Origin of the sequence: Paraburkholderia sp. EB58, from assembly GCF_050436665.1 — a bacterium.
Classification (GTDB): Bacteria; Pseudomonadota; Gammaproteobacteria; order Burkholderiales; family Burkholderiaceae; genus Paraburkholderia.
Genome location: NZ_JBNDMQ010000011.1, coordinates 123173 through 147017, shown reverse-complemented (window position 1 = coordinate 147017; position 23845 = coordinate 123173). Strand labels below are relative to the sequence as shown.

The following is a 23845-nucleotide window of genomic DNA, read 5'->3' as shown; positions in this document are numbered from 1 at the left end:
GGGTCAGGAAAACTTGGGGCGGCCCGGCGTTTTCCTGAAAGTGCCCCCAAGGGGGCACACCGTTACACGCGAATCGACTTAGAACGAGTAGTTCTTGTAGTTCGACTTGTCGACGTCGACCCAGCCCTGGCCGCGCACGATGATGCCCTTGCCCGGACCCTTGGTCACGGTCACCTTCGTGTAACCCGGAATGCCAAGGTTGTCACCGTTATGCACGGTCTGGCCGTGGATCAGCATCAACGCGATCTTGTTCATCGCAATGCCAGCGAGCTTCGGATCCCAGAACGAAATGCCGTTGACCGCGCCGCTTTCGAGGAACTTGCCCGCCTCACCCGGCAGACCCGTGCCGTACACGCAAATCTTGCCCTGCAGGCCCGCTTCTTCAACCGCCCGGCCAATGCCGATCACGTCCAGCGACGACGAACCCTGGAAGCCCTTCAGGTCCGGATGCTTGCGCAGTACTTCCTTCGCGACTTCATAAGCGCGCTCGCCGTCGTTATTGGTTTCGAGCTTCGGCTCGACCAGATCCATCTTCGGATACTTGGCCTTCGCGTTGCCGATCCCGCCATCGGCCCATTGCACCTGCGAGCGGCTGCCGAGCGAGCCCACCAGCACGGCCCATTTGCCTTCGTCGTGCATGCACGAGGCGAGGTGTTCGTTCAGGTTGGCGCCGTAGGCGGTGTTGTCGAATGCTTCGATGTCGACGTCGGTGTTCTTTTCGTTGTCGGCCTCATGCGTGACGACCTTGATACCGCGGTCCATCGCCTTCTTCAATGCCGGTTCGAGCGTTGGCGGATCGTAGGGGACGACGGCCAGCGCATCGACCTTCTTGGCGATCAGGTCTTCGATGATCTTCAGTTGCTGCGCGGCGTCGGCTTGACCGGGACCGGTCTGGTACGCCGTGACACCTGCGTTATCCTTAGCGAATTCCTTGACGCCTTCGTCCATGCGGTTGAACCAGTTGATGCCGGTCACCTTCACTACTGTGACGATCGTCACATTGTTCGCTGCCTGCGCTGCAGCGACCACGCCTACCGTGAGAACGCCTGCTGCCAGTGCGGCGCCCAATCGAGTCAGTTTCATGCCACGTCTCCTTTTTTCTTTCGATGTCGCCCTGCTTCACTGTCGCGGATATCCAGGGCCCCGATGTCCGCCGCGTACTAAACCTTGCTTACGTGCCGACGCTTACGCTAACGCCGCGCGGCAGAATCGGAGCGCGTGAATCGCGTGAACCCGAAGATCGCGCTCACCCGCTCGCCACCCGCAAAAGCCAGCGACAGCAGCAACAGAAAACCCCACGCGCAGTCGCCGAAGAATTGCGACACGCCCAGCAGATTAAAGAGGCTCGCCAGGAACTGCAGCACCGTGGCGGCGAAGAACACCGAGATGATGCGGCCACGGCCACCGGCGGGATTCACCCCGCCCATCACGGCAATCAGGATCGAGATCAGCAGATACGAGTTACCGTAGTCCCATTTCGCGCTCGACGTATGGGTCGCGCTGATCAGGCCGGCCAGCGAAGCCAGCACGCCACACATCGTGTAGGTCACGATCAGCATCCGCGCGCGGGGAATCCCCGCATAGAACGCGGCTTTCGGATTGGTGCCCATCAGATACAGGCGCAGACCAAACGGACTGCGCCTGAGCAGCCAGCCCAGCACGATGATCGCGGCGATAAAGATGATGAAAGAGATCGGAATCTGGAATGCCGTGCCGTTGCCGATGTCCGAAAGCTGATCGACGTACTCGACAGGGACCGATGCGCCGTTGCTCAACACCACGGCGATGCCGGTAAACAGCAACTGCGTACCCAGCGTACAGAGAATTGGCGTGAGCCGCAGTTTCGCGATCACGATACCGTTCAGCAAGCCACCGAGCAGTCCCATGGCAACGGTGATTGCACAGAAGAGCGCCGTATAGGCGACGGGCGAGGCATCGCTGCTGATGAGCTTCGGCAAGGTCAATGCGGCAACCATGCCCGACAGATTGGCGAGGCCGACGCCAGAGAGGTCGATACCGCCGTTGCCGGAGATCATCGAGAGCATGATGCCGAGTGCGAGCAGCCCGAGTTCGGGCAACTGGCTGCCCATCGACTGCAGATTGTCGATACCGACAAACTGCCCGTGCGACAGCGCTGTCGCAACCAGTACCACCAACACGTTGACGGCGAGCAAGAAATTCAGTTGCCTGTCGGCAAACAGTTTTCCAACAGCGAACGAGGACTTCATGGTGAAGAGAGACTCCTTCAAACTGCATGAAACTTCAGCGGGCCGCTGAGGTACGGTCCATGAGACCTCAGCGAGCAGCGAGTGCGCCTTCAGTGCGTCTTTACTGCGCAGACACCGGCTGGCCCGACTGATTCAATAGCTGGTTCACTTCGCTTAGCGTCGGCATGGACGGCGCCGTGCCAGCACGTGTCACGGAGATACCCGCCAGCGCACAGCCGAAGCGCATCGCCTCCACGGGGTCTGCGCCGCGTGCCAGCGCTGCGGCAAAGCCCCCCGTGAACCCATCGCCCGCGCCGGCCGTTTCCACGACGCGGCCGTACTGGAATGCAGGCACCAACACCGACTGCGTGGCCGAGTGAAGCAGCGCGCCGGCTTCGCCGAGCGTCACGATCACAGTGCCTACTCCTTTGGCAAGCAACACGTCAGCAGCCCGCCGCGCGTCGTCGGCGTTCTGGATCGGCACGCCCGTCAAGGTCGTGGCCTCGGTTTCGTTCGGCGTGATGTAGTCGCACAGCGGGAAAATATCGTCGTCGAGCGGCAATGCGGGCGCGGGATTGAACACCGTGGTCACCCCATGCTTGCGCGCGACTTCGAGACCGCGCCGCGCTGCCGCGAGCGGTTGTTCCAGTTGCGTGACGAATACCTGTGCCGCGGCGATATCCGCTTCGATCGCGTCGACGTCGCCCGCGTTCATCGTGCCCGCTGCGCCTGAAGCGACGATGATCGCGTTCCTGCCGTCGGTGTCGTCGACGAAGATATGTGCGGCGCCGGTCGAGACGCCGTCCACGGTTGTTGCTCGTGCGGTGATGCCTTCCGCGGCCCATGTCGAGCGCGCGATCGCGCCAAACGCGTCGTTACCGAGACGCGTGCAGAAGACCACTTGTGCGCCGGCCCGGGCCGCGGCCACGGCCTGATTCGAGCCCTTGCCGCCCGGGCCCATCGCGAAAGCCGAACCGGCAATGGTTTCGCCGATCAGGGGCATACGTTCAGCGCGGAAGGTCAGATCGGTTACGTAGATGCCGAGAATGACGACTCGCCCGCTCGTTTTGGACTGCGTACTCATTTTTGCTGCTCCCCTGCGCTTGGAGCGTCCGGCGCCAGCAACACGCCCTTCGTGAACACAAAGCAGCCGTAGCCGCGCCGCTCGCCGGTGGCGATCACGCAATACGCTTTCTTCGCGCGTTCATAAAACGCGAAGCGCTCGATGGACGCAAACGGCAGATCGCGCCCTTCGGCGGCATTCACTTCGGCCTGCGCCTCGCGTTGCACAGCAGGAATGGTATTCGGCTCGCCGACCACTTCCATGCGAAACGCCGCATGTTCCACAAAGGTATCGAGCGGCAGCACGGAAAGCACCGCGCGAACCGCGCGGGCGGCATCCGCGCCGTCAAAACGCAGCAGCTTGCCCAGCACCGTTGCACGCGCAACGGAGTCGCCGGGGAAATTCGCATCGCAAATCACTATTTCGTCGCCATGGCCCATCGCGCGCAGCGCATGCAGCACATCGGCGTTCAACAGCGGGTCCAGATTCTTCAGCACGGTGTCTCCTCCATGTTCGATCGGCCTGCTACCCGTCCAGCCTCAGACGGTCAGTCTCCGTAAGGTATCCAGATATTCTTCACTTGCACAGCCTGACGCAGCCAGGCCGGTCCCTCAGTCGAGCGGTCGAACCAGTCGTACTGGCGCCCATGATCGACAAAGGTACGCTTCAGATTGCCGACTGACGCGCGCTCGACGAGCGCCGAATCCGCCGCGCTGCCGAAGCACCAGAGCGCGTCGACGTCATCGTGTTTCGCGAGCGCAGGCAGCAATGCGGCGCGCTCGCCCGTGACGATGTTCAACACGCCGCCGGGCACATCCGAGGTTTCGACTACCTGATACAGATCCGTCGCCGTCAGCGGGCATGCCTCGCTCGGAAGCACCACCACGCGATTGCCCATCGCCAGCGCTGGTCCCACCAGCGAGACGAAGGCCAACAGCGGCGCTTCATCCGGGCACGCAATCCCGATCACGCCGAGTGGCTCGTTCATGGCCAGCGCAACACCGCGCAACGGCGGGGTATGCACCGCGCCGTCGAACTTGTCCGCCCACGCTGCGTAGGTAAAGAGCCGCGTCACGGCGGCTTCGACTTCCGCGTGTGCGGCGGTTTCGCCAACGCCAGTGCGCACCATCAGTTGCCGCGCGAATTCGTCGGCCCGTACTGTGAGGTTTTCCGCGAGGTAGTACAGAACCTGGGCACGATTGTGCGTGCTGGCCTGCGACCACTTCCCTGCACCGCGTGCCGCCTCAACGGCATTGCGAATGTCCTTGCGGTTGCCCTCGCCCACCTCGCCGACGAGCCCACCGTCTGCACCATAGACGGGCAGCGAATAGCCGCCATCGGGGCGCACCTGCTTGCCGCCAATAAAGAGCTTCGCTGTGCGATCGATCGGCGTCACGTTCATGCCGGTCACGCTCGACGACGCCTCAAACGAACCGGTCGCCGCAGCCCGCGCAGGACGCTCCGCGAGCTTAAGCCAGGCGCGCGGCTTCAGATATTCGTAAATGCCCTCGCGACCACCTTCGCGGCCATAACCCGACTCGCGATAGCCGCCAAAGCCGACCGCGGCATCGAACAGATTGGTCGCATTGACCCAGACCACGCCACATGCGAGACGCGGGGCGATATCGAGCGCACGGCCAATCGTTTCGCTCCAGACGCTCGCGGCGAGGCCATAGCGGGTGTTATTCGCAAGTGCGACCGCTTCGTCCGGTGTGCGGAAGCTCATCGTCACCAGCACGGGGCCGAAAATCTCTTCCTGGGCGAGCGTCGATGCCGGCGCGACACCGGTCACTAGCGTCGGCGGGTAATAGCAACCTTGCGCAGGCACGGCAGCATCCGGTGACTGCCACACTGCGCAGCCTTCGCGGCGGCCGGCTTCCACCAGCGACTGAATCCGCTCGAGCTGTACCGGATCGACAATCGCCCCGATATCGATGCTCTTGTCGAGCGAGGAGCCGACACGCAGGGTTTCCATGCGCCGCTTCAGCTTGTCGATGAACCGCGCTTCAATACCCTCTTGCACGAGTAGGCGCGAACCGGCGCAGCAGACCTGCCCCTGGTTGAACCAGATGGCGTCGACCACGCCTTCGACCGCGCCGTCCAGGTCGGCGTCGTCGAACACGATAAACGGCGACTTGCCACCCAGTTCGAGCGTCAATGATTTGCCCGAGCCTGCCGTAACCGAGCGGATTTGCCGGCCGACTTCGGTCGAGCCCGTGAAGGCGAGCTTGTCCACCTCGGGATGCTCAACGAGCGCCGCACCGGTGCGGCCATCGCCCGTCACGACGTTCAGCACACCCGCAGGCAGACCGGCGCGATGCGCCAGCTCGGCGAACAGCAAGGCGGTGAGCGGCGTGTATTCCGCGGGCTTCAGCACCACGCAGTTACCGGCTGCAATAGCCGGCGCGATCTTCCACGCGAGCATCAGCAACGGGAAATTCCACGGCACGATCTGGCCGACGACGCCCAGCGGCGCGAACTCGGCGAACTCGCTGTCCTGCAACTGCGCCCAACCCGCGTGATGCAGGAAGTGGCGCGCTACCAGCGGCACGTCGATGTCGCGCGTCTCGCGAATCGGCTTGCCGTTATCGAGCGCTTCGAGCACCGCGAAGAGGCGGCTATGCCGCTGCACCATACGCGCCAACGCGTACAGATGACGCGCGCGCCCTGCACCGCCCAGCGCGAGCCAGCCAGGCTGCGCCGCGCGAGCTGCGGCGACCGCCGCATCGATATCAGCCGCATCACCCTGGGCGACATGCGCGAGCAACTCGCCGGTAGCGGGCTCACGCGATTCGAAGCGCTCACCCGAGGCTGGCGCGCGCCATCCACCGCCGATGAAATGGCCGAAGCTGGCATCGTGCTGCGCGAGCCAGGCACGCGCGGGCTGATCGTCCTCGGGTGCGGGACCGTACTCCATTGAAGAAAAATATTCGGCTACGCTCATGGGATCGGTCTGCTCAGGCAACGGGATGACGATTGAAGGAGGAGTAACGGCCGCTGACGTGATGTTCGAGCTGGCGTTCGATGTCGGCGAGAAGGCTCGATGCACCGATGCGGAACAGCTCCGGCTCGAGCCACGCGCGTCCCAGCTCCTCTTTCATCAGGATCTGATAAGTCAGCACGGATTTCGCGCTGGACACGCCGCCGGCCGGTTTGAAGCCAATCAAAATGCCGGTGCGCTCGTAATAATCGCGGATCATCCGCACCATCACCAGCGAAACGTCGAGCGTCGCATTGACGCCTTCCTTGCCGGTTGACGTCTTGATGAAGTCGGCGCCCGCCATCATGCAAACCATCGACGCACGCGCCACGTTCGACAACGTGCGGATATCGCCGGTGGCGAGAATCGCTTTTAGATGCGCCGGGCCGCAGGCCGCGCGGAAATCGCGCACTTCGTTGTACAGCGCCTGCCAGTTACCCGTCAGTACGTGTTCGCGCGTGACGACGATATCGATCTCTTGCGCGCCGTCGGCCACCGACGCCTCGATCTCTTTCAGCTTCAGCGGATGTGGAATCAGGCCAGCCGGGAAACCGGTGGAAACCGCCGCCACCGGAATGCCGCTGCCTTGCAGCGCATCGACCGCAGCGGCGACAAAGCGGTGATACACGCACACGGCGCCGGTGGTAATGGTCTGCGGCGCAATGCCGAGCGCGCTGAGGATGTCAGCCCGCACCGGCTGCCGCGCTTTTGCGCACAGGCGCCGCACGCGGCCTTCAGTGTCGTCCCCATTCAGGGTAGTCAGGTCGATACAGGTGACGGCCTTCAATAGCCACGCCGCCTGTGCATCTTTCTTGACGGTGCGCCGTGTGCCGAGCGTGGCCGTACGCCGCTCGACTGCCGACTGGTTGACCCGCAGGCCGTCGAGCCAGGCGGCGTCGAACGGTATGCCGGGATTGCGTTCCGGATGAACGGCCAGGCCGCGCCGCAGCGCGATGACCGACGAAGACGAAGAAGGAGCTTCAGGCATTTGACGTCCGTGATTTTGTGCAGTGCACAGTAACGGCTGATGGTTTATTCGCAACCATCGTACATCGAATGATAGGATCGTAACAAGTGGCGTTACGATCATTTCCTTATATCGGGTTTGGGGAACTGGTGCTGGTGACGCTCAAACGTACCTGATTTCAGGCGAACGAGCCTGATTTGAGCCTTTTTGACAGACAAATGTGTTCTTGATATGCGGACGCCCCGTTTGGGGCGTGGCAAGGATGAGAGAACTTCAATGACCGGGCCAGACCACGCCGCCGTCAATCGGGAACGCTGCGTTACCCTGTTTAAGTCCTGCCTTATTGCTTGATGCCTTCCGCCTGGATGTGCAGCACCGTTTGCATCTTGAAGCCGTAGGTCTTGCCCAGGTCCACCCCGAAGTCCGACCGGTCAAAAGTCCCCGTCGATTCCGTGCCGCACACTTCGCGCTTGAGCATCGGGTTCTGAAAGCACTTGAACGACTCGATCTTCAGGTTCAGCGGTTTCGTCACACCGTGCAGCGTCAACTCGCCGATCACTTCGACCGGCACATCGCCCTGAAACTTCATCGACGTACCCTTATAGACAGCGGTCGGGAATTGAGTGGCATCGAAGAATTTCGGGCTCTTCAACTCTGTGTCCAGCGTATCGTTACCGATATCCACCGACGTCATGTCGATAGTCGCTTCCAGCGTGCCGGTCCTGGCTTCACGATCGATCGTCACCGCGCCGCTGCTCTTGTTGAACTTGCCGCGCCAGATCGAGACGCCGCCGAAGTGATCAGCCTCAAAGCTGGGATACGTGTGCGAGGGGTCCAGTTGATACGTGGTCTCCGCCGCCATGGCGCCGAACGACGTGCCTGTTGCGAGAGCGGCGATCGCCGCCGTCAAAAGTTGCTTGTTCATTGCGATTCCTCCTGGATGGTCTGGGGGGCTTTTGCTGGTTATTTTTTGACTTCGACAATGTGAAACCTGATCATCACTTCATCGGCGACGACCGAGGTGTCTTTCCATTCGCCGGTACCGATGTCGAACTGGCTACGCTTGATCGGCAACGCGCCGTCGAAAGTTTGCGTCGCCCCCTGCTGCGCTACGGTGACCGGCAACGTGACGTTTTCGGACTTGCCCTTGATGGTCAGCTTGCCGCTGACCTTGAACTGGTCGCCGCCGGCCGGTGCAATGGCGCTTGAGACGAATGTGGCGTTGGGAAACTGCGCCGCGTCGAACCAGTCTTTGCCACGCACCTGCTGGTTGTAGCTTTCGTCGCCGAGGTCGTAGCTTGCGGTGTCGATAGTCAGTTGCGCACTACCCGCCGCCGGCCTGGATGGATCGAAGATGAGTTGCGCCGTGAACTTCCTGAACGTGCCGTCGACGGCCACGTTCATCTGCTTCGAGGTGGCGGTCACCTTGCTTTTCGACGCATCCACCTGCGCGTGCGCAACGCCCAGGAAGAGCGATGTGGTTGCCGTAGCGACCAATATCAGTTGACGGAATCGGGGTTTCATATGTGCTTTGAGCCTTTTATTAAATAAGGATTACGAAGTTAACTAAAGAAATAAAGGCTTCCACCAAGACCTGTCACGGTGGCTCACCACTGCACCACTGCTCAGCCTACGGCTGCCGAGCTAACCGCGAGCCATTTAGAACAGGTGGCGAATACCCACCATCGCACCGGTTTGATCCACCCCTGCCAAAGGCGTCGAAGTAGGCGGGATCACGCCACCGTCAATCGAAAAATTTGCGTTGCGCTGATTGAACACATGCCCTGCCGTGACGTACACCGCAGTGGACTTGGAGAAGAAGTACATAGCGCGCGCTGCGATCACAGAGCCTCCCGAGTCGTTGCTGCTCACGGTGATATGGCCGAACTGTGCGTCAAGAGCAATATCCGGACGGGGGAAATAGGATCCACCGAGCCACCAGTAGTTGCTGGTCGCATCGAAAACGGTCGGCGTCTGCTCTCCGTGATTGATCCGGTGTTGGAATCCCGCGCCGAAAGTCGCGGTGCCGAACTTCACGTAGCCATCGATCAGGGCACGCGTATCGGTTTGCGAGCTAAGTGGCAGCGGCGAGCCAGTGCCGCCTCCACCGTAGTTGCGATCGAAGGCCGCCGCCACGCCCCATTTCCCAGAGTCATATTTCAGCATTGCAGACATCGCCTTGCAGGCCCGCCAATCGGTGGGCGATTGGCCAGCGCACCCTCCGGCCGGCGCACTATCCACCGCGTCGCGTCCAAAAGAATATGTTGCAGCCGCGGTGAGTCCGGATGACGTGAAGGTATAGGTGATCGAATTATCAACTCGCGGCTGGGTCAAGTAGGGGTCCAGATCGGCAGCGGCATAGATATTCGGAGCCAGCGTGTCGCCCGTTAGTGCCGCCCAAAAGATTTGCGAATATTGGCGCCCAAGGGTGACCGTCCCCCACTGACTCGCAAGCCCGACATAGGCCTGTCTGCCAAACAGACGGCCGCCTTGATTCAGCGAGCCCTGTGCTGGAGCAAAGCCCGACTCCAATACAAAAACCGCGCTCAGACCACCGCCCAGATCCTCTTTGCCACGTAGGCCCCACAGTGACGGTAGTGAGGCCGTGAGAGACGGCATGTGCACCGAACTGGATTTATGAGGACCGACGTTCGTCACGTATTCAACGCCGGTATCGATGATCCCATAGAGGGTGACAGCGCTCTGCGCATGCGATACGTCCGACGCACATGCCGCAAGCGCTGAGAGCGTCCACCAAAATAGCCGGTGCCACGAATGGTCACCTCTGGCCCGATTCAACCGTGCACTCATTTATTCGTCTCCAATGTTGTCGAAATCTCAAGGCGACGGCACCCCTGCGCCGTCGCGCATCGAGCTTGCAGCGTGGGCCGACCGAATATCGATTCGATTCAGCCGGTTCGGTCAGCGGCTGCTGACCGAACCCGATGCGCGGTTTATGGTGCTATGTCCTGTCACCTTCGCGGCGAGATCATCGACGGCCTGCGGGAGCCGATCGCCGCGCCACACGACATGCATGTCGGGCCGCACGAGAACGAGGTCCCGCTCATAGACGGCGCGAAGCCCCGGATCTGCAACCACGAGCACATCGAGCGGCGCGCCGAGCGCTTCGAACGCGGCGAGAAGCGGGCGCGCATCATGCCCACCCGCGATGTCGATCAACGTGTAGCGCTCCGACCGTAGCCGGTCCTGGATGGCGCTTCCGTCGGCGAGCCACATATGGGGAAGGCGGGCACCGGGCCACGTAGTGGGAAGATAGGCACGCAGATCGTGTTGCGGCCCTCCCGGTACATTGTCAATAATGGGCGAATCCACGTATCGATAGCCCAGTTCTGCGCCGATCATCTCGTTCGACTTGCGTTGCTCGACGTTCGCCACTTCCGCAAGGTGGGCGCGAGCAGTCGACCCCGCGGGCGTATCGTCTCCGATCTCCGGGCGCACCTCGGCCAACCAGGTGCGGTATCCAAGCGACGCGTAGCGCGATGCGCCGACCACCCGCTCGCCAACCTGGCGCCGCTCAGCTTCATAGGAGGGGAGCAACGCCGGGCCCCCCCAACCTTGCAGCGTGGCGGCCAACTTCCAGGCAAGATCGGTGGCGTCGCCAACGCCGGTGTTCATGCCGAGACCGCCCGTAGGAATCACGAGGTGCACCGCGTCGCCTGCGAGATACACCCTTCCCTCTCGATAGCGTTCGGCCAGTAGAAGGTTCTGTCGCCATTCCGCGCAATACAGCATCTCGTAGGGCAGCGCGACACCGATGATCCGCTCGAACATCCGCCGCATCTCGTCATCGCTCTCGACGGCGGAATGGACCGTCCAGTGCCGCGTCGAGTCCTGCATGATCATGAGAGTAGGAGGTCCGCCCGCCACCAGATAGTGCCGCCCCCGGCTCGGCCCGTTGCTTATCGGCAGCCGCTCGTAGAGTTGCTCGCAATAGAACAGGCCCTGTCTCAGCCGCGCAATGTCGCCCTCGCCCTCCAGACGAATGCCCAGTTGCTTACGTACACGGCTCGCTCCCCCGTCGCAGCCCACGAGGTAAGCGGCCTGCAACGTTCTTCTCACACCGTCGGCGTCATTGACCGCCACCCGAACACCATCGTCGTGCTCAGTGAATTCCAGAAACGTCGTACTGCGCATCACCGTGACCGTCGGCGATTGCTCGGCCACCTCCAGCAGAAGCGGTTCGAGTGTGTACTGAGAGATGAGCTGATAGGGTTCGAGTGGGAGGCTGCCGTCAAGGCTCTCATGCGTGAGCGCGCGAGTCTCCGCCACCGATGGATAGGGCAAGCGCAGGATCGGCGGCTCCGTCATGGAACGGATGATCTGGATGTCCATAGGGACGTCCTCGGGCATGCCGGCGGCCCGGATACGGTCCGCAAGTCCAAGCCGCCGAAAGATCTCCATGGTCCGCGCGTTGCAACGCTCCATTTTCGGCAGAAACTGGGGCTCCGCCTTTTGCTCGACAAGCACGCACGCAATGCCGCGTTTGCCAAGGTCGATCGCAAGCGTCAGCCCTACCGGTCCGGCTCCAACAATGATGACTTGAGTTTCCAAATCTGATCTCCGTTTTCCATCTGCTGCCTACCGGCCGCAGCTTCGTGGCTGCATCACAACTTGATTCCCCTTCAGCTGACTATTCAGGACTCCAGATTCAATCTGACCGGACAAATCGCAATATGACCACCAGGTCTCGATCCGAATCTTTCATCCCTGGCGCGATTTATTATTGAATCAGTCCCGCACGGAATCCGTCACTACAGTCAGGTTTTTATTATGTATTACTAATTAAATCAGATGATTGCATTCCAGTTTTTCGTAGCCACTAACCCCTCGTTCAATCGAGCTCATTCCTCGCTAAAGCATCGCCGAGCAAAACGGGCATTAGACACGAGAATCTGCGGCTGATACGAAAGACGCCCCGCTCCTTCTGGAAGGGAGTTATCCGAGTTCGCCCGGCTAGCATTTATTTGATTTTTCAACTATTATGTAGCTGTAGTATAGTTGATTTTTCAAATATACGTACCCATGTAAACCCTCGGGCCACTGACACCCATGAAGACACCCAAGCGACCGCAAGAACTCGAACTGGCAATTCCTTTCCTGTTGACACGTGCCGGAGGCAGGATGGGAAACGCGTTCGCGAAGGCACTGAAACCGTTTGGGCTAAACCTCAGCGAGTGGCGAGTCTGTGCCTCGCTGCTGTACGTTCCACACCAGACCTTGTCTGAACTATCGGTGCATGCGACGTCGGATATTTCCGCGCTGTCCAGAATCATTGACCGTCTTGCGAGCCAGGACCTGGTCAAACGCGAGAAGAGCACGACGGATGGACGATCGATCAGGATTGCCCTGACAAACAAAGGGGTGGAATTGGCGCTGCGCATCGTCCCTGTCGCGCAGCAACACGAGTCGGTGATCCTCACCGGTTTGACGGCAAGTGACGTTCAGGCACTCCGCACCATGCTGCTCAAGTTGTATGAGAACGCTGGTGCGCTTGACGACCTTGTTTGACTCCACCCTGCGGCAAACGGGCAGCTATCCCAAAACTCGGATATAATTGAGCGCGTACTCACTCATATACAGTAAGGAGAACGGCATCATGTCAAGTCAGAAGTGGTTCATCACGGGCGCGTCCGGCGGTCTGGGGCTCGCGCTCACAGAAAAAGTACTGGCCCAAGGGCATCCTGTGGTTGCTGCAGTGCGCCGTATCGAGGCAATGCAGTCGCTGCAGCAAGCTTATCCGGACCTGCTCAAGGTGGAGTCAGTCGACCTGACCGATCGCGAACAGGTACAGGCCGCCGCAGCGCGCCATCCCGATGCCGACGTCGTGGTCAACAACGCGGGCGGCGCCGTGATCGGCGCGATCGAAGAAATGAGCGAGGCTGAAATCGAGCAGCAGATTGCGCTGAATCTGCTGGCGCCAATTCACGTCACGCGTGCCTTCCTCGGTGCATTACGCGCAAAGAAACGCGGCACGTTCATCCATGTCAGCAGCGTCGGTGGACGTGCCGCCTTCCCGGGAGGGTCGCTGTACCACGCCGCGAAGTTCGGACTTGAAGGCTTTGCCGAAGCGGTGAGCCAGGAGGTTGCGGCGTTCGGTATCAAGACCATCATCATCGAACCGGGCTCCATCAAGACGGGCTTCGTGGCCAATATTCGCTGGACCGAGGAACTCGAGGACTACAAGGACAGCGCGGTCGGCAAGCTGCGCCGCTGGATCGAGGAAAACGGCGACGCAAACGCTTCAGGCGATCCCGTGAAAATGGCCGACGCCATCTATACGATCAGCCAGATGCCGGAACCGCCGCTGCGCACCGTCCTCGGTGGAGATGCCTATGCGGTGCTCGAAGCCGGCTATAGCCGGAGTCTTGCCGCGCTGCAGGCGCAAAAAGACATCGCCGGGTCCGTGATGTTCGAAGGTAAGGCCGGCTTCATGCCTGAGTGAGCAGTGCAGCACGACGAGCCTGGTTGACATAGTAGTCAACCAGGTGACGTGTCTCTCGCACGCCGGTACGGGCCGCGCGACCCCGGAGAAGGCGGAGATGAGCCCGACCATGTCAGGCGGTCTTTTTGTCGCCCAAATCAAGAATCCGAATCATCTCCTCGCGCATTAAAAACTTCTGCACCTTGCCTGTGACGGTCATTGGCATTTCATCGACAAAGCGAACATATTTGGGCACTTTGTAATGAGCGATCTGCCCTCGGCAAAAATCGCGGATGTCTTGCTCGCTGGCATACTCGCCCTGCCGAAGCACAATCCACGCACACAGCTCCTCCCCAGTTTTTTCGTCTGGTACGCCGAACACCTGAGCATTCTGAATCTTAGGGTGCCTGAATAAGTACTCCTCTATCTCGCGAGGATAAATGTTCTCGCCACCGCGAATCACCATGTCCTTGAGTCTGCCGACAATATTGCAATAGCCGTCGGCGTCAATCGTTGCGAGGTCGCCCGTGTGCATCCATCCGTCGACGATGCTTTCACGTGTCTTTTCCTCATCTTCCCAGTACCCCAGCATCACGGAGTATCCTTTTGTGCATAGCTCTCCAGTTGCACCAACGGGCACTGTATCGCCAAGGGAATCGACGATCTTCACTTCGAGGTGAGGTTGAATCCGCCCGACGGTGGTCGTGCGCTTATCGAGTGGGTCGGTGGTTGCGCTCTGAAACGATACCGGGCTGGTCTCCGTCATTCCATACGCAATGGTGACCTCCTGCATATGCATTTTGGCCACCACCTGCTTCATGGTCTCGATGGGGCACGGCGAGCCAGCCATGATGCCAGTGCGCAGACTGCTTAGATCAAACGCAGCAAATTGCGGATGCTCCAGCTCTGCGATAAACATCGTCGGAACTCCGTGAAGTGCCGTACAGCGCTCTTCCGCGATTGACGCGAGGGTCGCGCCGGCGTCGAATCCTTCGCCTGGGAAGACCATCTGCGCTCCGACTGATACGCACGCCAGGACGGCTAGAACCATTCCGAAGCAGTGGTAGAGCGGCACGGGAATGCAGAGCGAGTCGGCTTCGGATAGCTTCATCGCCATTGCCACAAACCGCCCGTTATTGACGATGTTTCGATGCGTCAGCGTAGCGCCCTTCGGACTGCCAGTGGTACCGCTCGTGAACTGAATATTGATCGGGTCATGAGCCGACAGCACGATAGTTGTTGGTTCTTCGTCACGCCGGATCGCCTCGCCCTTCTCCATCACGGCGGAGAATGGCATCACGCCCCGTATGGCCGGATCACCGACGGATATCACGGTACGGAGTTCCGGCAACCGCGCGCAACGCAGATCGCCGGCTCGCTGCGACGTCAGTTCTGGGGCAATGTCGAGCAGCATGGAAATGTACTGCGACGTTTTGAATTGCTCCGCCGTCACGAGCGCTTTGCAGCGCACCTTGCGCAAGGCATACTCGAACTCTGAAACCCGGTAGGCAGGGTTGATGTTGACTAAAACCGCACCGATGCGTGCTGTAGCGAACTGCGCGAGCAACCATTCAGATCGATTGGGCGACCAGATTCCGACACGATCACCCTTTGCTATGCCCAGGGACAAGAGACCTGCGGCAAGTCGATCGACCCGTTCGTCAAACTCCTTCCATGTCCAGCGCACACCCTGTTCGCGGAACACCACAGCTTGCCGGTCGGGAAAACGTTGCGCAGTATCTTTCAGAAGCTCGCCGATCGTCGATTCGCTCAATGGAACATCCGTCGCACCGCGGACGTATGCAACACCATCGGCAGGTGCGCTAGATGCAAGGGATCCGGGTAAGGTTTGCATACGTTTCCCGCTACTTGCCGTAAAAGACAAGATCACCAGGCTCCTCATCGCGGTCGAACGCTTCGGCTGTGTGGGCAAAGCCCCGCGTGGCGTCTTCCGTGTGGTACAGGCCCATGCAAACATCCAGCATTGCAATATCGGCACCCGCCACGCCGCCACTTGACCACGTCTTGAGCAGGGTGCGCGTAGCCGCATACGAAAGCGTGGGACCGTCCGAAAGTCGTGTCACCAGTTCGCTGGCGACCCGTTCGAGCTCACCGGGTTCTGCCACGTGTGTGGCAATCCCGAGTTCGCCGGCAAGGCTCCCCAGAAACGGTTCACCCAGCATGGCGAAGCGCGACGCGCGACCACGCCCCACGCGCTCAGCCAGTCGCTGCAGCGCACCTGCGATGGGCAGCATCGCGGTCGTTACCTCGACGCATCGAAAGACGGTATCCGTCGCCGCCACGATAAAGTCGCAACTCAGGGCAAGTTCAAGCCCGCCACCGAATGCCAGGCCCTGCACCACGGCCACCGTCGGAACACGCAAGGCCTCGATCGCCCGATACGACGTGTTGACTTCCGCTACGAACGTGCGGAACCAGTTCAGGTCCTTACCGGGCCATTCGCGAACCTCGCCGCCGAGACTAAAATGCGGTCCCTCTGCGCGCACGACGAGCACCCGGATATCGCTTTCACTCGCCTCGCGAACCGCCTCGCGCAGACATTGGGCAAAGCGCAGATCAAGCCGGTTGTAGGGCGGATTCGCCAGTACGATATTCCCGACCTTCCCTTCGCGCTCAAAACGTATGCTTTTCATTGGAAAACCTCATGTTGTCGGTCAAATACACAGGGCGCCACCGACGCCCTTCAAGGATCCGATACTCAGGATGACGATGCATTCAACGGAATGATGGGAAGCAGCAAATGTGAAGGGTGGTCGGCGTCGCGGTAAATCTTGTGAGTGACCGTATTGCTACTGCATACGTGATAAGGGATGTACTCGACGTCGGTCATCGCGCCCGTTCCCGTAGGCACGTCAAGACTGCAGATTTCGACGCAAATTCGGTGGCCGGCCTTGAACTGGTTGGCCGTCGCCAGCACCTGGATCTCATACTTGACGATCTCGCCGGGCGTAACCGGTTCGATCGAAGCCTTCGTCAGTTTGTAGAAGGGTTCTGCGGGCCTGGATCGATCAGGATCCGTTGCCCGGTACGACGCCTTCAACCAACCACGGGTCAGTTCGCGTTCCGGCAACGTCTGCGGAACCGTCCGTTCACCGGCGCGTGCGGTAACGACCGAGACGTCCGGCCCCACGTCCTTCAGCACGACGATCCAGTTCGTGTCCGGCTGATCAATCTCTGCGTAGAGCGTGAGCGAGATCGGACCCGCCACCAGCACGTCGTGGGGGAGTGGCTCAGTCATATAACGCAACCGCTCGACCTTGGTGGTCTTCTTGAGCGGCATTTGCGTAAAGACATCCGGCTCCCGATGCGCATTGCCGACCTCCGCCGAGGGTCGGGGTACGTCCATGGAAAGCTGCTCCCAACCACCGAGGTAATACTTGACCCATTGCGTTTCGGGCAGGGGCCAGTCGCTACCCGTGCGCCATTCGTTGGCCCCCATGACCCAGTAACGAACCGGGGGTTCATCCATGATGCCGGTGTCAATACCCTTGAGCCAGTAGTCGTACCAACGGATGACCTCGTCGTGGTACTGATGGAAAGGCCGTTCCAGATGGGCCGGCCCGGTAAAGATCAACTTGCGCGATTGCTTGACGTTTCCGAAGTAGTGCTGAGCACCCAGCCAATGCAATTTGTATGTGTACGCATAAGCACCGGACCCCGTATAGAACGGGACCTTGATCGACTTGAAGATTTCCTCGGCCCGCTCGACGGTCCCGTCTGGCTCCCAAGGGTTCGTCATGATGTGGTACATCACCCAGGTGCGCTGACCCTTCTGCGTCAGAATGTTGTAGAGGTTGATGTACATCTTGTAGTCGGGATTTTGCATGGCCGAGCGCCACAGCGCTTCCTGCTCATCCGGGAGCGGCCCTGGGACGCCGCGCGACTCGTGCACCGTGCTGAAGACGTCAAGCAAGTAGGGAAACGTATGAATGACGCCGCCCGGATTAAAATCCCGAAACCCGAACATGCCTCCATATGCGCTACAAGCGTCGTAAGGGAAGATCGCCTTGAGCGCGGGATGTCCTTGCGTGGCCGCGCGCCATTGCTCCCCCGCAAAACCCGAAATACCAACCATCCCGACTTTGCCGTCCGACCACGGCTGTTGAGTGATCCACTCGATCATGTCGTAATGATCGGTGTTCTCTTCGCCATAGTGCCCTTCCGACTTGGCCGAGCCCCGCGGCTGCGCAATAACGTGCACATAGCCATTGGCAATAAAGCGGCGCGTGTCACCGGCTTCTATCGGGCCAAACCACAACGGCGCATGCGCGGGTTGCGAAGGCAACACGTCGGCAATGTCTGGGCCCTGAAGATCCTTGTTGTGCAGAGCCGATGCATAGAGCACCGGATACTTCCCCTTCCCCTCCGGTCGATAGACATCGACCGCGAGACGAGTGCCGTCCCGCATCGTGACGATGAGGTCGCGTTCTTCAATCATGTCCCCTCCAAATTCGGTTGCCGTTTGGCGTTGCCCTGCGCCCATGCAGGTGTTCTCGCCATCACACAAACCATCTACGTTAGTAATACTAAATTATTGGTCGAGCACGTCTTTCTGAATTTGCCGTCGTAATCCGCTAGCAATCGACGCAATCGATCCGAATTCGCCCCGCAGCGCGGCTGAGGAGAACAATCATCAGACACGACGCTAGTGCGGGTACTGCAGCCGCAACAAACAGCGCGGTATTCGACCACTGCAGCTTGATCAGTTGTCCGGCCACGACAGGACCGATTATTGAACCCGCCCGGCCAATACCCAGACTCCAGCCAACCCCGGTGGCCCGCAGCGAGGTTGGATAGAGCGTCGCGGTCAACGCATTGACCGCTGGTTGCCCACCCACAATGCAGATTCCGCTTATCAGCACGACGGCATAGCGCAATCCCGTTGATAGGTCAGGAAGACCGACGGACGATACTGAAAATGTCGCCACCAGAAAGCTGAGCGCCAGGACACGATAGAAGCCGAAGCGGTCGATCAACGGGCCCATCAGCAGCGCACCCACAGTACCGCCGATCTGCAATGAGGTGCCGATGAGCACAGCCGTCGACACTGCGTGTCCGACTCGCAAGGAAAGCATCGGAAGCCAGTTCGACAGAAAGAAGAGATCGAGCAGGTTCGCGAAGTTGATACCCCATAGCAATAGCGTGGTGGTGCTGCGGCCATGACGAAACAGCTCGCCAACGGAGGCCTTCGCTTGCGACTGCCCGTGAACGACAAAGCGGGTTCCTGGCCCGAGCTGGACGTTCGGCGCGATTCGCCCAAGCCACTGGGCGACCCTTTCCGGGCTGCGCTGTTTGACCACCAGCAGTTGGAGCGATTCTGGCAGATACCTGGCCATCGGGAGGGCAATGACCAGCGGCAAGATACCCCCAACGAGGAACACCGACCTCCAGCCCAGCGACGGGAGCAAGGTTGCACAGAGAAGCCCTCCGGCAATGGCCCCACCCGTGAAGCCACACGAGACCCATGTCATCAGCGACGCCCGATGTTTCTGCGGACTGTACTCGCTGACCAGTGCGATAGCGTTACCCATCACGCCGCCGATGCCAAAACCGGTCAGGAAACGAATGACAAGAAATTCCGGCACGCTCTGAACCAGGGTGGTACCGAGCATGCATACCCCATAGAAAATGGTCGCTCCGATCAACACCGGCCGGCGCCCCACTCGATCGGCCATAGCACCGAGAACGATGGAGCCCGCGAGCATCCCCAGCAAGCCGGCACCGAAAATGGGGCCGAGCTCGGCTGGGTTGATGCCCCACGCGCGGACAATCGCGGGCGCGACAAAACCCATTGTCTGCACGTCGAACCCATCCATCACCACCGAGCAACCGATCATCACCATGATCCATTTCTGGAAGGTGCTCAGTGGCTGGCTATCGATCAACGCGCCAATGTTGACGATCGAAGCATGCGTCTCTTCCGCTAGCTGCGCAGTACAGGGGGTCAATTTTGCACCTCGCTCCGTTTGAGCACGTCCACTAGAACGGATAAGCAGGAAGGCTTTCGCGGCTCGTCACCCACTGCCATTCCGTGAACTGGTCCGCGTTGGTCAGCGTGCTGTAGTTATGTCCGTTGCCGGACAAACCCAGACCGCCCATTGGCCCAAACACCTCGTGCATGATCGTCTGATCATTGATGTGGACAATGCCGGCATGCAGTTGGTCCGCAATCCGCTGGGCGCGGCGCAAATTGGAAGAAGCCACTGCCGCGACCAGGCCGAAACGGTTCTGATTAGCCAACGAAACCGCTTCGTCATCGTTCTTGAACACAGTCACTGCGGCAACGGGACCGAAGATCTCTTCCTCAAACGCAGGCATTCCTGGCGCGACGTCGACCATGACTGTCGGTTTGAAAAACAGCCCGTCGCGGGACCCACCGGCGAGAATCTTCGCGCCCTTGCTTGCAGAGTCGGCTACGATGCGATCGACGTTTGCTGCCTGCCGTTCATTGATGATGGGGCCGAGATGAACATCGCCCTTGAACGGATCGCCAACCGATAGCGCCTCGGCTTTCCGGACGAGGCATTCAATGTAGGCGTCAGCAATGCTTTCATGAACGAGATGCCGCCCCACGGCCATGCAGACCTGGCCCTGATGCAAAAACGCCCCCCATGCCCCCGCACTCGCCGCGGCTTCGGCATCGACATCATCCAGCACGATGTACGGATTCTTGCCGCCAAGCTCGAGGTTTGCCCGCTTGAGCAGGCCGCCCGCTACGGCGCCAATCGCTTGCCCGACCCGCGTGGATCCCGTGAAGCTGATCATGTTGACAAGTGGGTCCCGGACCAGTGCGTCACCGGTTTCCGCGCCACCGGGAAGGACATGGAACAGCCCCTCGGGCAACCCCGCAACCTCGAATAGCCGCGCATACAGGACGCCGCCGCTGACCGGCGTTTGAGGGTCGGGCTTGAGTATCACTGCGTTGCCGGTGGCAAGCGCCGGTGCGATGGCTCGCGCCGCCAGGATGAACGGGGAATTCCACGGAGTAATGACCCCGACCACGCCCATTGGAATTCTGCGCGCTACGCTATGCCGCCCCTTCACGTCGCTGGTCGTGATCACCCCGGTTGGCTGGCTGGCTAACGCCGCGCCTTCCAGAATCTCACGTATCGCCAGCTTTACCTCCAGTTGTCCCTTCGGCCGTATCGAGCCGCTCTCCCTGACGATCTGAAGGGCGATCTCGTCTTTATGGACCTCTAACAAACGAACGACCTCGCGCAAAACATCGCCTCGCTGAGGCCCTGGCGTCGCGGCCCAGGCGCGTTGCGCATCTGTTGCGATCGCGGCGGCGGCTGACACGTCAGCAGCCGACGCGCAACCAATCGCCCCAATTTCCGCACCGGTCGCCTTCTCGGTCACCGGGATCGTACCCGCGCCTCCGGTTTTCCACCCGCCGCTATAGATCTTGTTGCGCCACACGTCTGCTGGCGCCAGTTCAATCGTGGACATCCGACTTCTCCTTTTCCTTGTATCAATCGAGACGGAACAAGCGTCGTGCGTTTTCCCGTCCAATCTTCACGCGATCGGTTTCGCTGATTGAGCATGTGTCGAACCACTGAGACGCCTCGTCATGCGTTTCAAACGGATAGTCGACCGAATACATGATTCGGTCACTGCCCATCTCCAGCATCGAGGACAGAAGCGTCTGCGTTCTGAAATTCCCACTGGTAGTGACGTAGACGTTCTCCCTGAGGTAGTCGCCCACGCTGCGCTTGCAGGGCAGTCCTCGTGGCGCTTTCTGGAGAATGTGGTCGACACGCCAAACGTTGAACGGAATCCCCTCGCCGAGGTGGCCGAGAATCATTTGCAACCCCGGATTGCGGTCGAAGAGACCTGACGTCATCAGTCTCAGTGCATGAATACTCGTCTCAACGGCGAACGCCCAGGTCGCCGCGGTCAGCCATGGAAAGCCGTCGTAGATCGGTTCACGAGACGGCAATGGATCCCGCGGATGCATATAGAAAGGCTTGCCGAGCGCCGCCGCGTTCGCCCAGAAATCGGTGTACTGCGGGGCGTCGTAGTACACGACATTTTCCACATCGCCCAGCTGGGAAAAGCCATTCACCATAAAGCCATGGAACCCGAGATCCTTCACGCTGCGCTCGAGTTCACGCGCCGCAGCTTCGGGGTCCTGCATCGGCAACGCGGCAAATCCACCCAAACGCAACGGATGGCGGGCAACATGTTCTGCGAGGACATCATTGGCCCGTCTCGCGACATCAATTGCCTGTTTGATGTCAGGGATACCCTGGATGCCGGGCGAGTTGAGCGACAAGATTGAGTACTCGGTTCCGCCCTGCTCCATCCGCTCGAGTCTCTGCTGCTCAATGTCCATCAGATTGGACTTCAGCATTTCCCAAACGGCGGCAGGCGCATAAATTTTGGACTGCTCGATAGTCAGGTCGATCGCAAAGTGTTCTTCAAGCGCAATCTTGTTTCTCATTGATCTGCTCCAGTTCAAGGCGTCGCAACCTCATCTGCGAAAGGAAGACGAGGGGCATCACATGGGTTCATTGTGGACAGCCGATATTTGATTTTTCAAATATATGTGACTGACTATACTTGATTTTTCAAGTAAACGTGCTCCACGTAAACCCTCACCCCCTCGACCAAAGCGCAGAGGAATCAAGCTGTGGCAGGATAGGCGTCGCGCCGGACGCGTCCGTTGCCCGAACCTTCTCTATCTCTTGCGGAGTCGCAGCACCATGATCGACGAAGCTCACGTCGTGAGCACCCTCGCAGCCCGCGCGATCGTGCCGGACGCCAGCCAGCGCCATGCGATTGCCGCGCTACTGGACCTGCTCGGCACAACGGCGCAGCGCAAACCGCCCGGCGCCGCGCGAGCGGCACAGGGTGTCTACTGCTACGGTTTGCCGGGACGCGGCAAGAGCCTCGTGGTCGATACCGTCTTCGAACTGGCCGAGTGCGCGAAGCGACGCATCCATTTCCACGAGTTCCTGCGCGAGATGAACGGGCGCCTCGTCAACGAACCGCGCGGCGACGACAGGCTCGGCTCGGTGTCGCGGCAATGGCTCGACGGCATCGCGTTGCTGTGCTTCGACGAATTCCATGTCCACGATATTGCCGATGCGTTTCTGATCGGCCGCTTCCTCGATGTCGCGCTGGAACTCGGCACGCGCATCGCGCTCACATCGAACTACGCGCCGCGAGGCTTGCTGCCGAATCAGGAATATCACGAGCGTTTCGAGCCGACGATCGAGCGGATCGAGCAGCATCTCACGGTGGTTCATTTCGACGGCGCGCGCGACTATCGTTTTAGCGCCGAACCGGCGCAACGTCCCCACTTTTTCGCGCCGCTCGACGCGGTGACGCACGAGCAACTGCTGCGCATCTTCCTGTTATATGAAGGCGAAGACGCGTTATATCCGCAGACGCTGTCTGCGGCCGGACGGCCGCTCAACGCGCAGGCCGCAGGCGCGTCACTGCTGTGGGCGAGTTTCGAGGAGCTGTGCGTCGCAAGCCGCTCGCACCTCGACTATCTGGACCTCGCCGAGCGCTGGCAGGGATTGGTCATCGACCAGTTGGACACGCACTGGCTCGCAAAGCCGCATACGCTGCAGCGCTTCGTGTGGCTGGTCGACATTTTCTATGACCGTAAGCGGGCGTTGTTCATTTGCTCCGATAAGCCCATCGCCGCGGCGCTCAACGGTCTCGAAGGCGCCCACGATCTGTCGCGCACGCTGAGCCGGCTGGCCGAAATGCAATCGCGTGCGTATCCGAATCCGCTCGACCGCGTAGTGGACTCGTCTGAGGCAACGGAATGCCCACCGTAACATCGAAATACGCGCGCCACACTGCGCAAACTCTTTTGCGCCCCAATTGCGCCCTTTTCCCGGGCCTCATGGAACCGGCCCCACGGTATCGAAACATCAGCAATTTCGACCGATTCGCCAATCGAATGCGGCAAAATCTTTGCAGCATTCGGGCGTCGTGCTAGTCTGAGGTTGACAGCCCGACCGGAGCGCAGAATGCAGACCTGCAAATCATGTTCGGACCTTCATGGCCGCCCTGCTTCAACCCAGTTGTGTGAAATGGCGCTGCTCGGCGTAGGCGAACTGTGCGGTGTTCCCGCAGTTGAGCATTACCGTTGCGTCGCCTGCGGCTCGTCGTTTTCGCGCGTTCTGATCGGCGCGAGTTGCGATTG

Annotated in this window: 19 protein-coding genes; 3 read left to right on the top strand and 16 right to left on the bottom strand. The window is 60.2% G+C overall.

The features are described 5' to 3' along the window. Positions 1-78: 78 nt before the first annotated feature. The 10 genes from P3T40_RS18350 to P3T40_RS18305 all read right to left on the bottom strand — a co-directional run bounded on the left by P3T40_RS18350 (position 79) and on the right by P3T40_RS18305 (position 11789). Entirely contained in the window at positions 79-1083 is a 1005-nt protein-coding gene (locus tag P3T40_RS18350; protein ID WP_429269146.1) for a substrate-binding domain-containing protein, read from the bottom strand. A 107-nt stretch (positions 1084-1190) separates the two neighbouring features. Beyond that, positions 1191-2228, bottom strand: a complete 1038-nt coding sequence (locus tag P3T40_RS18345; RefSeq protein WP_429269145.1) for an ABC transporter permease — start codon at positions 2226-2228, stop codon at positions 1191-1193. Positions 2229-2328: 100 nt separating this feature from the next. After that, entirely contained in the window at positions 2329-3291 is a 963-nt protein-coding gene (gene rbsK, locus P3T40_RS18340) for a ribokinase (protein WP_429269144.1), read from the bottom strand. Continuing rightward, complete coding sequence (locus tag P3T40_RS18335) at positions 3288-3767, bottom strand: RbsD/FucU family protein (RefSeq protein ID WP_429269143.1); 480 nt, start codon at positions 3765-3767, stop codon at positions 3288-3290. The genes rbsK and P3T40_RS18335 overlap by 4 nt, the downstream gene beginning before the upstream one ends. Positions 3768-3817: 50 nt before the next feature. Next, positions 3818-6214, bottom strand: coding sequence for an aldehyde dehydrogenase family protein (locus tag P3T40_RS18330; RefSeq protein ID WP_429269142.1), 2397 nt, complete (start codon positions 6212-6214; stop codon positions 3818-3820). A gap of 13 nt (positions 6215-6227) precedes the next feature. Further along, positions 6228-7238: a deoxyribose-phosphate aldolase gene (deoC, locus tag P3T40_RS18325; RefSeq protein WP_429269141.1), complete on the bottom strand. Its 1011-nt coding sequence runs from the start codon at positions 7236-7238 to the stop codon at positions 6228-6230. A gap of 319 nt (positions 7239-7557) precedes the next feature. After that, entirely contained in the window at positions 7558-8142 is a 585-nt protein-coding gene (locus tag P3T40_RS18320) for a YceI family protein (RefSeq protein ID WP_429269140.1), read from the bottom strand. 38 nt (positions 8143-8180) lie between these two features. Then, positions 8181-8741: a YceI family protein gene (locus tag P3T40_RS18315; protein WP_429269139.1), complete on the bottom strand. Its 561-nt coding sequence runs from the start codon at positions 8739-8741 to the stop codon at positions 8181-8183. A 135-nt stretch (positions 8742-8876) separates the two neighbouring features. Further along, entirely contained in the window at positions 8877-10028 is a 1152-nt protein-coding gene (locus P3T40_RS18310) for a porin (protein WP_429269138.1), read from the bottom strand. 111 nt (positions 10029-10139) lie between these two features. After that, a complete protein-coding gene (locus tag P3T40_RS18305; protein WP_429269137.1) occupies positions 10140-11789 on the bottom strand; it encodes an FAD-dependent monooxygenase in 1650 nt (549 codons plus the stop codon). Between the two features lie 570 nt (positions 11790-12359). Here P3T40_RS18305 and P3T40_RS18300 point away from each other — a divergent pair. Continuing rightward, positions 12360-12746, top strand: a complete 387-nt coding sequence (locus tag P3T40_RS18300) for a MarR family winged helix-turn-helix transcriptional regulator (RefSeq protein WP_429269136.1) — start codon at positions 12360-12362, stop codon at positions 12744-12746. Positions 12747-12834: 88 nt separating this feature from the next. After that, complete coding sequence (locus P3T40_RS18295) at positions 12835-13680, top strand: SDR family NAD(P)-dependent oxidoreductase (protein ID WP_429269135.1); 846 nt, start codon at positions 12835-12837, stop codon at positions 13678-13680. Between the two features lie 112 nt (positions 13681-13792). Here P3T40_RS18295 and P3T40_RS18290 read toward each other — a convergent pair whose 3' ends face one another. From P3T40_RS18290 to P3T40_RS18265, 6 genes are all read right to left on the bottom strand, one after another. Continuing rightward, on the bottom strand, positions 13793-15514 hold the full coding sequence (locus tag P3T40_RS18290; RefSeq protein WP_429269134.1) for an AMP-binding protein: 1722 nt from the start codon (positions 15512-15514) through the stop codon (positions 13793-13795). A 10-nt stretch (positions 15515-15524) separates the two neighbouring features. Next, positions 15525-16313: an enoyl-CoA hydratase/isomerase family protein gene (locus P3T40_RS18285; protein ID WP_429269133.1), complete on the bottom strand. Its 789-nt coding sequence runs from the start codon at positions 16311-16313 to the stop codon at positions 15525-15527. Positions 16314-16378: 65 nt separating this feature from the next. Further along, positions 16379-18118 (bottom strand): CocE/NonD family hydrolase, encoded by a 1740-nt coding sequence (locus P3T40_RS18280; protein ID WP_429269132.1) that lies wholly within the window; start codon positions 18116-18118, stop codon positions 16379-16381. Positions 18119-18254: 136 nt separating this feature from the next. Further along, entirely contained in the window at positions 18255-19628 is a 1374-nt protein-coding gene (locus P3T40_RS18275) for an MFS transporter (RefSeq protein ID WP_429269131.1), read from the bottom strand. Between the two features lie 31 nt (positions 19629-19659). Further along, positions 19660-21129, bottom strand: coding sequence for an aldehyde dehydrogenase family protein (locus P3T40_RS18270; RefSeq protein ID WP_429269130.1), 1470 nt, complete (start codon positions 21127-21129; stop codon positions 19660-19662). A gap of 22 nt (positions 21130-21151) precedes the next feature. Continuing rightward, on the bottom strand, positions 21152-22123 hold the full coding sequence (locus P3T40_RS18265) for an amidohydrolase family protein (RefSeq protein WP_429269129.1): 972 nt from the start codon (positions 22121-22123) through the stop codon (positions 21152-21154). Positions 22124-22385: 262 nt separating this feature from the next. On the opposite strand from P3T40_RS18265, the gene zapE reads away from it, so the two are divergent. After that, the gene (gene zapE, locus P3T40_RS18260; RefSeq protein WP_429269128.1) at positions 22386-23474 is read left to right on the top strand and encodes a cell division protein ZapE; all 1089 of its coding nucleotides are present in this window, start codon (positions 22386-22388) and stop codon (positions 23472-23474) included. Positions 23475-23845: the final 371 nt, after the last annotated feature.

Excerpts from the sequence above, each read along its gene's own strand:
- P3T40_RS18350 (WP_429269146.1), bottom strand. The coding sequence starts at position 1,083 with ATGAAACTGACTCGATTGGGCGCCGCACTGGCAGCAGGCGTTCTCACG.
- P3T40_RS18345 (WP_429269145.1), bottom strand. The coding sequence starts at position 2,228 with ATGAAGTCCTCGTTCGCTGTTGGAAAACTGTTTGCCGACAGGCAACTG.
- rbsK (WP_429269144.1), bottom strand. The coding sequence starts at position 3,291 with ATGAGTACGCAGTCCAAAACGAGCGGGCGAGTCGTCATTCTCGGCATC.
- P3T40_RS18330 (WP_429269142.1), bottom strand. The coding sequence starts at position 6,214 with ATGAGCGTAGCCGAATATTTTTCTTCAATGGAGTACGGTCCCGCACCC.
- deoC (WP_429269141.1), bottom strand. The coding sequence starts at position 7,238 with ATGCCTGAAGCTCCTTCTTCGTCTTCGTCGGTCATCGCGCTGCGGCGC.
- P3T40_RS18320 (WP_429269140.1), bottom strand. The coding sequence starts at position 8,142 with ATGAACAAGCAACTTTTGACGGCGGCGATCGCCGCTCTCGCAACAGGC.
- P3T40_RS18315 (WP_429269139.1), bottom strand. The coding sequence starts at position 8,741 with ATGAAACCCCGATTCCGTCAACTGATATTGGTCGCTACGGCAACCACA.
- P3T40_RS18310 (WP_429269138.1), bottom strand. The coding sequence starts at position 10,028 with ATGAGTGCACGGTTGAATCGGGCCAGAGGTGACCATTCGTGGCACCGG.
- P3T40_RS18300 (WP_429269136.1), top strand. The coding sequence starts at position 12,360 with ATGGGAAACGCGTTCGCGAAGGCACTGAAACCGTTTGGGCTAAACCTC.
- P3T40_RS18295 (WP_429269135.1), top strand. The coding sequence starts at position 12,835 with ATGTCAAGTCAGAAGTGGTTCATCACGGGCGCGTCCGGCGGTCTGGGG.
- P3T40_RS18290 (WP_429269134.1), bottom strand. The coding sequence starts at position 15,514 with ATGCAAACCTTACCCGGATCCCTTGCATCTAGCGCACCTGCCGATGGT.
- P3T40_RS18285 (WP_429269133.1), bottom strand. The coding sequence starts at position 16,313 with ATGAAAAGCATACGTTTTGAGCGCGAAGGGAAGGTCGGGAATATCGTA.
- P3T40_RS18280 (WP_429269132.1), bottom strand. The coding sequence starts at position 18,118 with ATGATTGAAGAACGCGACCTCATCGTCACGATGCGGGACGGCACTCGT.
- P3T40_RS18270 (WP_429269130.1), bottom strand. The coding sequence starts at position 21,129 with ATGTCCACGATTGAACTGGCGCCAGCAGACGTGTGGCGCAACAAGATC.
- P3T40_RS18265 (WP_429269129.1), bottom strand. The coding sequence starts at position 22,123 with ATGAGAAACAAGATTGCGCTTGAAGAACACTTTGCGATCGACCTGACT.
- zapE (WP_429269128.1), top strand. The coding sequence starts at position 22,386 with ATGATCGACGAAGCTCACGTCGTGAGCACCCTCGCAGCCCGCGCGATC.